The organism is Pedobacter sp. B4-66, from assembly GCF_018492665.1.
In the GTDB taxonomy this organism is placed as follows: Bacteria; Bacteroidota; Bacteroidia; order Sphingobacteriales; family Sphingobacteriaceae; genus Pedobacter.
The window spans coordinates 208608-222207 of sequence record NZ_JAFVME010000005.1; the positions used below are offsets into that span (position 1 = coordinate 208608).

General features: G+C 38.3%; 9 protein-coding genes. 2 read left to right on the forward strand and 7 right to left on the reverse strand.

The window, feature by feature from the left end:
• Positions 1-2: 2 nt before the first annotated feature.
• Genes J1905_RS10320 through J1905_RS10335 form a run of 4 tightly spaced genes read right to left on the reverse strand, consistent with a single transcriptional unit; the run spans position 3 to position 5439 of the window.
• A complete protein-coding gene (locus J1905_RS10320) occupies positions 3-500 on the reverse strand; it encodes a GNAT family N-acetyltransferase (protein ID WP_214227189.1) in 498 nt (165 codons plus the stop codon).
• A 19-nt stretch (positions 501-519) separates the two neighbouring features.
• Positions 520-1080: a thiamine pyrophosphokinase gene (locus J1905_RS10325; RefSeq protein WP_214227190.1), complete on the reverse strand. Its 561-nt coding sequence runs from the start codon at positions 1078-1080 to the stop codon at positions 520-522.
• Between the two features lie 38 nt (positions 1081-1118).
• Entirely contained in the window at positions 1119-1988 is an 870-nt protein-coding gene (locus J1905_RS10330) for an alpha/beta hydrolase (RefSeq protein ID WP_214227191.1), read from the reverse strand.
• A gap of 34 nt (positions 1989-2022) precedes the next feature.
• Positions 2023-5439 (reverse strand): ThuA domain-containing protein, encoded by a 3417-nt coding sequence (locus tag J1905_RS10335; protein WP_214227192.1) that lies wholly within the window; start codon positions 5437-5439, stop codon positions 2023-2025.
• 374 nt (positions 5440-5813) lie between these two features.
• Here J1905_RS10335 and J1905_RS10340 point away from each other — a divergent pair, with 374 nt between their 5' ends.
• Positions 5814-6425: a hypothetical protein gene (locus J1905_RS10340; protein ID WP_214227193.1), complete on the forward strand. Its 612-nt coding sequence runs from the start codon at positions 5814-5816 to the stop codon at positions 6423-6425.
• A 74-nt stretch (positions 6426-6499) separates the two neighbouring features.
• Here J1905_RS10340 and J1905_RS10345 read toward each other — a convergent pair whose 3' ends face one another.
• Positions 6500-6838: a hypothetical protein gene (locus J1905_RS10345; RefSeq protein ID WP_214227194.1), complete on the reverse strand. Its 339-nt coding sequence runs from the start codon at positions 6836-6838 to the stop codon at positions 6500-6502.
• Between the two features lie 155 nt (positions 6839-6993).
• On the opposite strand from J1905_RS10345, the gene J1905_RS10350 reads away from it, so the two are divergent.
• A complete protein-coding gene (locus tag J1905_RS10350) occupies positions 6994-9294 on the forward strand; it encodes a DUF6263 family protein (protein ID WP_214227195.1) in 2301 nt (766 codons plus the stop codon).
• Between the two features lie 169 nt (positions 9295-9463).
• Here the strand turns inward: J1905_RS10350 and J1905_RS10355 are convergent, their stop codons facing one another.
• Together J1905_RS10355 and J1905_RS10360 are read right to left on the reverse strand one after the other, a co-directional pair.
• Positions 9464-10288 carry a hypothetical protein gene (locus tag J1905_RS10355; RefSeq protein WP_214227196.1) on the reverse strand — a complete coding sequence of 275 codons (825 nt, stop codon included), beginning with the start codon at positions 10286-10288 and terminating at the stop codon, positions 9464-9466.
• A 12-nt stretch (positions 10289-10300) separates the two neighbouring features.
• On the reverse strand, positions 10301-13600 hold the full coding sequence (locus J1905_RS10360) for a TonB-dependent receptor (RefSeq protein WP_214227197.1): 3300 nt from the start codon (positions 13598-13600) through the stop codon (positions 10301-10303).

Sequence of the window (13600 nt, forward strand, 5' to 3'; positions counted from 1 at the left end):
CTTTATAGGATGGTCTTTTCCATCACATAATCGTCCATTACGAAACCGTTACCGATATCAAGGATAACGGTTTCTTTTATTATAAACCCAGCCTTTTCATAAAAGTCCTTAGCCTTATTATTCTTGTTTACGTTTAACTGAAGTGATTTTGCTCCGGCTCTCTTCACCAAATTAAAAACTTCGTTTATTAATAGCTTACCAACGCCTTTTCCATGCGTTTGAGGTAAAACATATAACTTATGCAATTTAAAGGAATGATTTTCAGGCTCAAAAACAGAGAAACTAGCAAAGCCCAAATCCACATCATCTTCCTCAGCAATCAAAAAGGCATATCCTTTTTGTAATTGCGAAAGTAACTCTCCACGATTATACATTTTCTCCAACATATAATCGATTTGTTCTGTAGAAAGATACTCAGCGTAAGTAATCCGCCAAGTTCTATCTGCCAAATCTTGAATAGTAGCAATATCCTCTTCCTTAGCTTTCCTTAAAATTATCATATACAGGTTTCTTTTTCAATTACAACACTTCACCAATAAACAAATATGGCACATTGAATGTAAACTCAACAAAGCCATCATTTATTACCTCAAAGTTGTTATTTTCTGTCTGCCTTAAATTACTTGTTTCAAAATAAGACACCACATCAATATTAAAGACACTGCCTTTAGGCTTCCAGACATTAAATCCGGATTTAATGGCATACGATTTTTCCGTTTCCGTAAATACTACAATATTTATTGCATCAATATAGCTTCCTAGTTCTCTTAAGTTACTTTCTGAATCAATAATGTTTACCGCAGGATATTTCTCGGAGATCAAATAATCTAAAACAGCATCTAACTCCTCTGATTTGGCATGAATAACTTTAGTATTTTCCTGAAAATCCTGATCACTTGAATTAACCACGACATCCACTTTTAAACCAAGACTAATTACCTTCTCATAAACCGCAGCACTAACTATTAATGTTGGACTCCACTCTAACAGCTGGCCAAGATACTCTTCATCAAATGCACCTAAATAGTGGATGTATAGTGCTGGTTCTTGTTTCTCGCGAATGATATGATGTGACGACATAGGGCAAAGATATCCTATTATTTTTTCTTATTTAAGTTTCAAATCAGAGACATGCTTTTCATCCAGAAAATGCACCGCCCAAACCATTCATCAAAAGATGGGGCCGTTAAAAAGCCATGCTCACCTTTAGCATAAATATGCAGCTCTCCTGAAACCTTATTTTCTTTAAGGCCCCTATAGAATTCCATGCTATTAGCTACAGGCACAACCTGATCAGCATCAGAATGGATTAAAATGGAAGGAGGAGTTTCAGCAGTTACCTGCAACTCATTAGAGTAAAGCTTTATCTTTTCTTCCGTTGGTGAAGGCCCAAGAAGATTATCTCTTGAGCCAATATGGCCAATCTTATTAGTAAAGGAAATAACAGGATTTATGAGTAACATAAAATCAGGCCTAAGACTAGTCCCTTTCTCATTCTCTACAACAGGGTTTTTAAAATGAGTTCCAGCAGTGGCGGCAAGATGCCCCCCTGCAGAAAAGCCTAGAATACCTATTTTATTTGGATCAACGTTCCATTCTTTGGCATTCTGCCTCACTATTTTAATTGCCTGCTGGGCATCTTGTAGTGGCCCTATAGATTTATCCAACATTGTCTTATCGTTCGGCAATCTGTATTTTAATACGAAAGCCGTTACGCCCATTTTAGCAAATGCTCTCGCTGCATCACTGCCTTCTCTTTTTGTAAGTAGAACATGATACCCACCACCAGGACAAATAATAACGGCAGTTCCATTCGCCAGACCTTTTGGTGGCAAGAAAACGGAAAGAGTAGGAATAGAGACGTTAGAAGTTAAACTATCTACGTCTCCATTAGCTGTTCTCAGTTCTTCATTAGTTACAGACCTGGAATTTGGTATTTTGTCTGGATATAATGGAATCACCTGTTGAGCCTTACAGTATAGACCCATAAGCACCAGTGATAAAAACGCAAAGCTGAATAACTTATTCAAAATTGATCCAATCTACACTTATTAAATCTCTATTCGGTTGGGTATTTTTTACAAACACGAAATAAAGATCATGCTTACCTCCCGGATTTTTTATAGCAGCACTTAGTTCCGTATACTTCTCCCAGTTACCTGTTTTGGTAAAATCGACAGTACTAATCACCTCACCTTTTGGCGAATCAATATGAACTTCAATAGTTCCATTACGGTTTGCCGAGGCATAGTAATAAGTAAGCTTATCAATATTTCTTAAGTCGATGTTTTTTAGCACGAAATAAGACTTATTATGAATGCTACCTACGTACGTATCACTTTTATCTACATTGTGAAACACATCAGCATCCTCTGCCTGTACTTTTGCAGGACGCAATACAATCGTTTCCTTTTTTGTTAACGGGGTTATTGCCCCACCTTTATCGGTATAAGAAGCAGAGAAAATATACCTGCCCTGATCCTTATTACCCAAATGCTGTTTTAATGCTACAGATCCTTGTTGTGGTAGTGCAACATTGGTCTTTTTAGCATTTAAACTTAAAATATACTTAACAATCTCAGTTGCATCGTCATTAGAAATCTGAGGGTGCGCACTCATCGCATGCTCTCCCCAAACACCACCACCACCAACAATAATCTTTTTAGCCAAAAGGCCTACAGCCTCTTTGTTACCAGAATAATGTTGAGCAACCTGCATAAATGACGGACCAACTGATTTGCCATTTATCTGATGACAAGCCTTACAATCGCTTTTAGCAACTAATGATTTACCGAAATTATATGTTGGCGAAATCTCCTGATGGCCTATCAGTGCCTGGTTGCTTTCTACTTTGGCAATAAAGTCAAGATTCACTTTTACTTTCTTTGCATCTATAACCTTATCCTCGTTATCCTTCACATCAACTTTATAATTAAAGTTAGTAGCCTTAGGGAAAAAGAAAGAACTATTGTTTGTTGTATTTATTGCTACCTGAGGCATAGTATTACCTACTTTAATCACAACTGTGTCTAGTCCACTTTTACCAGCTAGATCTGTTACTTTTAAAATGGCTTTATAGATGCCATTTTTTTGGAATGTATAAGTAACATTTTGGTCTGTTGATGCTACCTTATCCCCCTCAAAACGCCATTCGTACGATAATTTATCATCGTCATCATTATCAAAGCTTTTTGAATTAAAGACAACCTTATATGGTGCAATTCCAATAGTATCTTTAGTCTCAATTTTAGCAATCGGAGCACGATTTCCACCATTGTAATCAATACGAACCAAACGGGCATCAACATTGTCTATACCGTAAACAGATCCATATTCTAACATATAAAACGATCCTTCCGGACCAACCTCTATATCAATAGGACGTCTGAAATCACCGTTAGTTTCCATGAAAGGTTCCATACGTACATAGTTTTGGTTTTCATCCAGGCGTACAGCAAACACCCAGTTTCTCATCCAATCGTACATAAACAAAGCTTTATCATAATACTCAGGGAATTTCGTATCAGATTTAAGCGCTGCATTATAATGATAAACAGGGCCACCCATAGCACATCTACCACCCTGCCCTAAAGCAGGAAACTCTTCTGACCTATTGTAAGGATACCACACCATAGCTTTGGTTGGCGGAGGAAGGACTTTCGCTCCTGTATTATACGGTGAATTGTTAGTTGCTCCATTGATGTCAAAAAGTGGACCTACCTTCAAGGTTGCTCCTTTCGCTCTTGTCGCAAAGTCTACTTCTTTGTAAGGTTTACTATCTCCTACAAAATATGGCCAACCAAAATTCCCCGCTTTTTTTGCCTGATTAAATTCATCATAACCACGTGGCCCTTGTAAGCCGTCCTCGCCAGAATCCGGTCCAACTTCGCCCCAGTACACGATCCCTGTTTCTGCATCCACAGACATCCTATAGGGATTGCGACAACCCATTACATAAATTTCAGGGCGAGTTTTCGGCGTTCCTTTAGCAAATAAGTTTCCTTCAGGAATAGTATAACTCCCGTCTGCTTCAGGATGAATACGCAAAATCTTACCACGTAGGTCATTTGTATTTCCAGCAGAACGTTCTGCACTATATACTAACCTGTTGTCCATTCTATCTATAGGAGCAAAACCATCCGATTCAAAAGGGACAGTATTATCTCCTGTTGAAATGTATAGGTTTTTATGTTTATCCCAAGCTAAAGAACCACCAGTGTGAGCACTTACTTCAAGATCAATTGGCACCTCTATTATAATCTTTTCAGATTTAAGATCAAGTTCATTTTCCTTACTGATTTTAAAACGAGAAATATGTTGCTTGTACTTATCACCTGTTGAAGCTGTATAGAAGAAATACAAATAGCTATTGGTTGCAAAATCTGGGTCGATGGTGATTCCCAATAAACCATTAAGGTATTTATCTACCGCTTTAACAGGGAATTTATAAACCAATGTTGTTTTCTTATCTGTAGGATCATATACATAAAAATTACCAGCACGCTCTATAAAGAATACTCTTCCATCCGGAGCTACAGATAATTCCATAGGCTCATTTAAATCATTAGATAATACTGTTTTAGTAAAACGATTATCTTCTGGTTTTTTAACCGCGTACGCTTTAGAATAATCCAAAGTTACATTGCTACCAATCGCATACTTAATACCGCCCAAAAGATGCTTTAAAAATAATGGCTCACTAAAGCTTTCATCTGTATGTCCGCCACCAGTGTAAAAAGCACGACCACCATCAAATTCATGATACCATGCAATAGGATGATTATCTCCATTTTCTCCCCCCTCGTAAGTACTTTCATCAAGTTTAGCAACAACTTTTAGGCCTCCCTGGATGCTCTTATAATTATACCACTCATCTGTACGCTCCCATCTTTTAGGCAATCCTTTAGTAGATAAATGTGTTGTATCAATAACATCTATAGTTGCCTTACGCACATTTGAATTACTTGGATGACTCATAAAATAGGCTCCAACAAGCTTATTGTACCAAGGCCAATCGTATTCAGTATCAGCAGCAGCATGAACTCCGGCATAACCACCTCCAGATTGAATGTATCTTTCAAAAGCCACCTGCTCATCAGAGTTTAACACATTCATTGTTGTGCTTAAGAAAATTACAGCACTATAGTTTTTTAAACTATCTTGAACAAAGTAGGCTGCGTTTTTAGTCGTGTCAACAATAAAGTTATTCTCTTTACCTAGCTTTTGTATCGCAGCAATACCTGCCGGAATAGAAGAATGGTAAAAGCCTTTGGTTTTTGAAAACACCAGAATTCGTGAAGGCTTTACTGGCGTGGCAATGGCAGAAATAGGAGTAGAAGGCGTTTTAGGCACTACCGTTTTACAAGCATAAAATACAACAGAAGCACAAACTGTTGAAAATACAGCAAGAGAAATTTTAAAGTATTTAGTTTTAATCATAAAGGAATTTGGTTAATGTGGCCCTCCACCAAAAGAATTTTAAGGAGAACCTATGAATTAATGAGCGTTCTAATTACTGAAGAAACTTTGGTTAACTACTCACAATCACTGGGTTTAGGTTATCAATACAGGTCATTTAGAAGTAAACTTAGCAATTATATTGAAAAAGATTTCAACTAATGTCAGATAGTTTGGGCTTGGCATCTGATTACAGAGATTAGGATACCTCCACTTTTTCATCTCTCAAAATTCTCAAACTGAAAAACCCCCAATGAACCGACTGACAATTAAACAATTAGATTAAATATTCATCTAAATTTAATATACTAATTCTTATAAATTCATTAAATTGTATCACATTTAATTTCAACCCTATGCTGAAAAAGACACTAATAGCAGGCATGGCATTTTTAATGCTCTCTTGTGGTAATCAAAAAAAAGAAGAAAGTGATTCTGGTGCTGGCAATCTTATCGACAATGTTAGCAATCTGAATAAGGTAGCCAAATCTGCAGATAAGATGGAAGAATTGTCTACCAAGCTAAAAAAACTAACTCCCTTAACAAACGACGAACTTAAAGCTGCAGTTCCCGAAACGATCGACGGATTGAAAAGAAAGAGCTTTAGTGCCGGAGGTTACGCCGTAACCGGTCTGAGTACAATTGAAGCAGAGTACGGTGATGATATTAAATATGTAAAAGTGGGCATTATTGATGGCGCAGGTGACTCTGGAAGTGCGATCATTTCCTTAATGGCCATGACATTAAGTATGGACAAAGAATCAGAGTCTAATGGAACTGTATCTAAAACGGTAGACGTTAATGGCATTCGTTCAATAACTGAGGAAACCAAATCTGAAAACTCAGTTAGCTCATCCATCAAATTCCTTCATAAAGACAGGTATTCTGTAAGCTTAGATGGAACTGGATATACGCTTCAGGAATTAGAATCATTCCTCAAAAGTGTAAAACTTGACGAATTAAAATAATTTGTATAACACAGCTGTCAATTAAGAAGCCTTTAGACGAATAATTCTAAAGGCTTCTTAATTGATCCCTATATTTAACCTGCGTTATAAACATAGAACTTCTTATCTCTTATGGGCTGTCCTTTTATCTCTAAATACTGTCCTTTTTTGTCTCTTGTGCTTTTTATCACGAATGGCTCATCACTCGCTTTACATGCATCATAAGCTAGTTTTAGGCGGTCAATATGTGTATCGGCACCCACTTTCCATTTTTTACCCGAATACCAAAAATAAGCAGAAAAATTTCTTGTGCTTCCTCGCATTTTTCCATCAAGCCTAATATGAGTTGGATTTAATTCTTTGTATGGAAGAACTCCTTTAACATAAAACTCACTAAAATCTTTATATTCCGGAATAACGTTTATTGTACTCATAATTAATTTTTGTGCAATTTACATCAAATCCTATTCTGGTAATAATTTTAGAGACATTATTGTTTTGTTTCATCAAATCTCCCCCTATGGTAATAGTTGCTGAATGATAAATTCATGGAATAAATGCTTATATTGAACTATTAACCATTCTCAATATGAAACCCTATTTAACCCTCTTAATCACTCTAACGGCAATAAGCTATGGCTTTTCACAACAGCTACAGGTTGCCAAAAACAAAACTTTTGAAATCACTAGTCGTACTATCGATACTTTAGTCGCCAAATCTGATGAATCATTTACTTATGCATTTCGATCATTAGGCAAAAGCTCGGAAGGCAACAATATTTTTGAGTGCAAAATTGTAAAAGCATTAATCAAGAGTGACAAAAAGGTATTGCTGAACACCGACTCGCTAAAAAAGACTAATTTCATGTCAACAGGCGTACTCTTTCCTATTGCCATGCTCAACAAGCCTTTCACAGTAACTTTAAATAACAAAGGAAAGATAATTAGTATAGACCAATTGCAAGAACAATTAAAATCTACTCTTAGCACATGGAACTTAAATCCTGAAATTGAACAACAACTACTAAACAATGCAGGTGATGGTTTTACGGCGCAGATGCAAGGCCTATTCTACCAATTCCCTGACAAAGCATTAACAACTCAAAGCGCTTGGGAAAATAAAGACACAGGTACCAAGTTCAAGATCGTCGCAAACAAGGCGGGGGTGCTGAAACTAAATACGTCAGAAACACGCAAAGATGGGTCAACCACCAATTCAAAATATTCATTTGATTCAAAAACAGGTTTAATTCTTAACGAATTCTCCAAAACCAATTTTGCATCAAAAGTTCCAGACTTCTCATCGGGTACAGAAAAAACAAAGCAGGCTGAGGTCATCACAATGAAAAAACTAAGCAATACAACAACCATTGTCAAACCAGATTCCACTTGGATGGATATGGCTGTTAAGCTGAGCTACTGGAGCAATGAATTGAAAACCCGGGGGGAATATGATTCTTTAAAAGTCAAAAAGACCTTAGAAACTTTCAATCCCAAATTCAAAAACGATGCTTATTATACCGTTAGTAAACTTCGTTTAATCCAGCAAACGGGAAACGACTATAGTTACCAGGTCTATTCGGATGCCCTAATGGAAACCCCAAACGAGTACCTTAAAGACCAAAACAGTCACCTCCACAACAAGATAGGAACCGCTTTGGATAAAGGAAGTGCAGCAGATGCTTATGCAGTAAGTAAGTACTTCTACAATACATCTTCATTTACACAGTGGGTTCAACAGTCTTTTGCTCAAAACTTCATTGGTGAGCACGATTATCCTGGACGCAAAGAAATGGATAGTAAAAGTGCAGAGCTGATTCAGATGTTTATATCCGATAAAAATCCTGTTTACCGCCAAAAAACAAGGGCGTTAAATCTGTGGGTTAAAGCCAAAGCTGATTCAAAAAATGCGCCGTTACAACTAGCAACCGCAATGGCTTTCAGCAAAATGGGTGACGCCGAAATGAAGGAAGGTAATGGCGGCAGGTATGCATTACTGATGTACAACTTGTTGCTGGATGTAAACAAAAAAGAGGCGGCAGATTCATTGTTAAGCTCTGCTATTATAAAACTTCAAAAATACACTACAGATAGCCTTAACAAGGAGCGCTACGCAATTCAGAACATACTGGCTCACGCTTACTACTTAAAGTTTCTTTCGGTAGTAAAAACAGATTCGACTAAGGCTATTGCTTATCTAGCTAAAGCAGCCGAATACTCGCCAAAGAACAATAAAGAGAAAGCTTATGCTAGCTTTTATGATCGGGTTTTCCTAAAATCTAGAGAAAGCTATCGCGATGACTATATTGACCAGCTCCTCAGTTCAGGCAATGAGCAAGAAGCTTTGAAATTATTGGCTGTCCAAATCAATTCGAGTCCTGAAACTCTTAGTGATATGCAGAAACGTTTTGAAACAAAGTTTCCTAACCGAAGTTTTAAGACCTTCTTTATGGATCACATTATCTCCACTTGGCAAAATGCACCCGAATTTAAGGTAAAGAATATCGATGGCAAGGAACATATACTGTCAGATTTCAAAGACAAATGGCTGGTACTCGATTTTTGGGGAACCTGGTGTGGTCCTTGCAAGGAAGAATTACCAGACGTGAATAAATTCTATACAGAATTGACAGAGGGCAAGCATGGCGATTCAAATTTCCTAAGTGTTGCTTGTTATGATACAGAAGAAAAAGTAAAAGGCTTTTTGGAATTAAATAAGTATACGATACCCGTAGCAATGTCTGACAATAAGATCGAAAAAGATTATAAAGTTAGTGGATACCCTTCAAAGATCATTATCTCCCCTGATGGACGTATGCTTAATGTTCAATTTGGTAAGGACTGGAAAGGGATTCTGAAGAAGTTTAATGAAATATATGCAAGCCAATAATGGACACAGAGTAATCGGCATCTCTGTATAAAAATTTAAAAGCCAGCAAAAGCTGCTGGCTTTTAATCCTTTTTAGGTTTTTCTGTGAGCTGATATGACCCGATACTCAACTTTAAAGAACCGACAATTATCGCTCTAAAATAGAAATCAGATCTCCACACCCGTACAATTAGCGGGGAAACAGCTGAACAAGATCATAAAATAACAGAAAGAAACTTTTCCCAGTACCCGGTATCTTATTCAAGTAGATGCTCTGGACCTTACCCGGAGAAACACCATCGTATGGTAATTCCATATTGACCGTACTATAGTCCCTGTTTTTATTGACGTAGTATTCTTTGGTCTTTGCATCTCTAATCACGACAATCGGATAAAGTTCGGTGCCACTTTGCTGTGGGGTTACTATTGGCACTTGAACTTTAAGGTAAGGTGTCCATTCTCCAGGCTTAACATTTTCGGCTATTGGGATTGTAGTGGTATTTACCACTACAATGGGATCTGGCTTGGTACTGTCATAATAGTACTCAAGTACATCGATGTTAATGTCTACTGGCGAAGAACCTCCAGAGGGATCCACATAAAAATTCGCGGTATACTCATCTCCCTGTGGATCCGGGTAATTGTAGCCCTTGCTGAACTTCAGCCCGTCGAAATAAAACTCAGGAACAACATTTTGCTTGTCATTGATGTTAAATGTTTGGCGATAGATGGTCTCCCCACTACTTTTTCTTCTCAATTCCATGTTGATCTCGTCCTTTTCAAAGGCAAGCTGGTTCTGAAAAGATACAGTCCTAACTTGCCCGTAATAGTCCCGCATTTTAACACCATCAAAATATTGTTCAAGGGTATCGCCTACAACAAAACCGCTTATGCTAAATTCTTTGTTAATAGCTTTTATTTTCGGCATTATATGAGTACCATCTTTTTCGCACGCACTGAACAGGAATATAGGCAGAATAGCTGCCAGGTAAATTATTTTAAATGTTTTGATCATGATATACTTAAATTAGAAATTATAGGATAAAGAAAGACTGAATGTACGACCTGTGTAACGAGTTGATGTTTGTCTGTCACCAACCATCCTGTTTGTAACCGGATCCATATAACCCTCTTCAAATTTCTCAGAGAAACCAAATTTATATTTGTATTTATCGTTCCATTCCAGGTTAACTTTGCCCTCATTTCCGGGTTTTAGTTCATAAGTTGTCGGATCATTGATGAAATAACGTAAAGGAGCATCAAGCAGGTTGCTCATATTTAACTTGGTTTCTAGTTTTCCTTTAAGAAATCTATAGCTGATTTGTGCATCCATTTGTGTACGTGGCCTTTCATATTCAACATAAGAGGGTTCTATCCCCGTAATAAAGGTTTTATACCCGGAATGGTTCAAGCTGACGTTTAAACCTAGTTTTTTGCCCGCGTATTGTATTCCTGCGTTGTACAATATTGGAACTTGTCCATATAAAGCGCGAGGATATTTCATGTATTTGTAATACATCGTATCGATTCCAGCAGCCGTTTTTTCATATTGTACCTCCCGCGCCCTTACTTCTGATTTTTGAAGAGTAAGGTTGCCGCTAACGTACACATCCTTTAGAAAAGGAAGTCCATCATACACAAAACCTAAACTTTTACGAAGCTCAAACTCCCATCCTCTTACTTTTGCCCAGTCAGAGTTTGAAATGGTGATATAGCCCCTGCCATTATTTTCATTGTCTATCCTATAATATTCTGCCGGCTTATCAAAATACTTATAGAAATAGGCTACCGACAAGAGTTCCCCTACACCGGGAAATAGCTCAATCTTGGCATCGTAATTATCAATAAGCGTACTACTAACCCCGTTGCTTCTCACAACCGATCCGTAGTTAGGGTTGTAACGTGAGAACCTTGAATTTTCCATCAATCCTGGACGAACAGCTGACTTGGCATAGGATGCACGTAGGTTCAGATCTTTTAAAGGGGAATAAGTAATGTTTGCCGAAGGTAGAAAATACCAATCCTTCTTTTCTTCAAAAAAGATCTTACTATTTTTGTCCCTTAGCAAACTGGCAGAGTTCGTTATGGTATCCAGTTTAAAATATTCAGCCCTGGTTCCCCAAACCACCCTAAGGCCGGGTAACAATTTGTGGTCTAACATTACAAAACCACCTTTATTTATACTTTTAGCTTCAAATTTATTTGAAGTATAATCTTGCTTGAAGTAGAACAAACTATTTTCGGTATTCTCCATGCTCATATAATTGCCCCAATCCTGAATAGGGATTAGTTCTATAGGGACAATTGAATTTGCCCCTTTAACGATAGGAAGCACCTCCCAATCGTAAAACGCGTGTTTTTTTAAATAATTAACCCCAGTTTTAAAGACATGTCTGGTTTTACCAAGCTTAAAATCGTATGCGGCACTAATCACACCATCAAAATTATTTTCTTTGTAGACATATTCATCGCGGTGCAGCGGACCGGAACCAGGATCGCTTACGGTGCCTGGCTGATAGATGTAAAGCACCCTATTTCCAATTTCCTTGGCATTCTGCGAGGCCGATATCGCATCCTGCTCAAGCGATTTTAAAGATGTCCTGGCTAAACCCCATTCAATCGTGAGCGATTTAAAACGATGCGTGCCACTTGCTTTGTTTTGCAACAAATCTGTAAACTTAGGCCGGTCATCTTCTAGTATGCCCCCATATTTCATGTCCATATCATTTTTCGGAGTTTCAAAACTCCAGCCTGTATAGCGGCTAAACCTATTATCAAATATCCTTGTATATAAATTATAGGTGTTTATCTGGTGGTTTTCTGTCTTAAATCCCCCATTTAGCAGTAGTCCTAAGGTCGTATTAAAACCATAAATATTCCCCGTGTTTACATCAGTTGGGTCATCTGCCCGCGCAGGCTCATGGGCCCAGTCGCCCCGACGCATAGTGGAGACATAATCATTGCTCTGTGTGTTGCGATAACTTACCGAGCCCACAAAACCAAGTTTACGTACTTTAGCTTCACTAAGCGAATATGCCCTACCCAAACTCAACTGGTAATTTTGTGAAGGCATAGCCTGAAAACTGCGTGTGCCTAAACGCCCGGTTCCTCCTATAAGTTTATTCTGCTCACCAACCTGTGGCGCTTTGATCTCGTTCTGGCTTTCATCTTTTGTTGGATCAAATTTACCCACAAGGTTCAACAGTCCACTTGGAAAATGATTTCTGTTTCCATCATCAAAACCCAGGTAATCGTATTTACCGCGACCATAACCAAGGAAATCTTTCCCGGTGGTACGGCTGTTAAAAGAGGTACCAGCACTTATAGACAGAAAATTGCTTTCGGGCACAGATTTGGTGGTAATCTGAACCAAACCTCCAGCAAATCCATAAGGCATATCTGCTGTGATGGACTTAGCCACCACGATATTTTCGACCAGATTAGTGGGGATCAGGTTAAACTCAAAGTCGCGCTCCTGTACATCTGTGCTTGGTAGTGTACTTCCGTTAAGCAGCGACACATTGTAACGCTCTGCAATACCGCGGATCACTACTTTTTTATTTTCATTGGTAGATACCCCGGTAATCCGTTTCAGGGTTTCACCCACATGTTTATCCGGCGTTGCTCCGATCTGCTCTGCAGAGATCCCATCTGAAAGATTGGACAGGTTTTTCTGCTGCGCATATAACCCTGCCACCGATGCTTTTTTATAGGTCGAAGTTATCGTTACCTCTGACAGGCCTTTTGAATCCGGTTTCATTGAAATATCTAGCGCTGTATTCTCCCCCGCCTTGACTTCAACATCAGTAATACGCTGTTTTTGGTAGGAGATATAACTGACCTCCAGGGAATAAATCCCTGGTTTAAGACTAATGCTGTACTTACCATCTACGGTAGTTTGTACAGTCTGACCGGTTTCTACAATTTTAACAGTTGTACTTGGCATCACATCACCTCTGTCATCTGTAATTTTTCCGGTAATGCGCCCGGGTTGTTGCGGAACAGGTTTAGCATCAATAACAATGTAGTTTTTAAAGAGGCGATATTTAAGATTGGTTTTCTCCAGGATGCTCCTTAAAACAGCTCCTGCTGTAATATCATTACTGTTTAACGTGATCTTCTTGCTTTCTTTCTGGAGCATGTCATCAGTATAGGAAATCCTAATGCCGCTTTTTTTCGAAAGTGTAATAAGGCCTTCTTCAACAGAAGCACCATTAAGTTTAATCCCGATCTTTAACTTATCGAGGTTTTGGCCCCGTACACCACCGGCAAGCAGAACCCCTATGAAGGTGAGCTGGAAGACGGTAATAATCAGGGATAATTTCAT

What these genes read in the sequence shown, in the direction of transcription:
- J1905_RS10320 (WP_214227189.1), bottom strand. Translation starts at nt 500, where the DNA reads ATGATAATTTTAAGGAAAGCTAAGGAAGAGGATATTGCTACTATTCAA.
- J1905_RS10325 (WP_214227190.1), bottom strand. Translation starts at nt 1,080, where the DNA reads ATGTCGTCACATCATATCATTCGCGAGAAACAAGAACCAGCACTATAC.
- J1905_RS10330 (WP_214227191.1), bottom strand. Translation starts at nt 1,988, where the DNA reads ATGGGTCTATACTGTAAGGCTCAACAGGTGATTCCATTATATCCAGAC.
- J1905_RS10335 (WP_214227192.1), bottom strand. Translation starts at nt 5,439, where the DNA reads ATGATTAAAACTAAATACTTTAAAATTTCTCTTGCTGTATTTTCAACA.
- J1905_RS10340 (WP_214227193.1), top strand. Translation starts at nt 5,814, where the DNA reads ATGCTGAAAAAGACACTAATAGCAGGCATGGCATTTTTAATGCTCTCT.
- J1905_RS10345 (WP_214227194.1), bottom strand. Translation starts at nt 6,838, where the DNA reads ATGAGTACAATAAACGTTATTCCGGAATATAAAGATTTTAGTGAGTTT.
- J1905_RS10350 (WP_214227195.1), top strand. Translation starts at nt 6,994, where the DNA reads ATGAAACCCTATTTAACCCTCTTAATCACTCTAACGGCAATAAGCTAT.
- J1905_RS10355 (WP_214227196.1), bottom strand. Translation starts at nt 10,288, where the DNA reads ATGATCAAAACATTTAAAATAATTTACCTGGCAGCTATTCTGCCTATA.
- J1905_RS10360 (WP_214227197.1), bottom strand. Translation starts at nt 13,600, where the DNA reads ATGAAATTATCCCTGATTATTACCGTCTTCCAGCTCACCTTCATAGGG.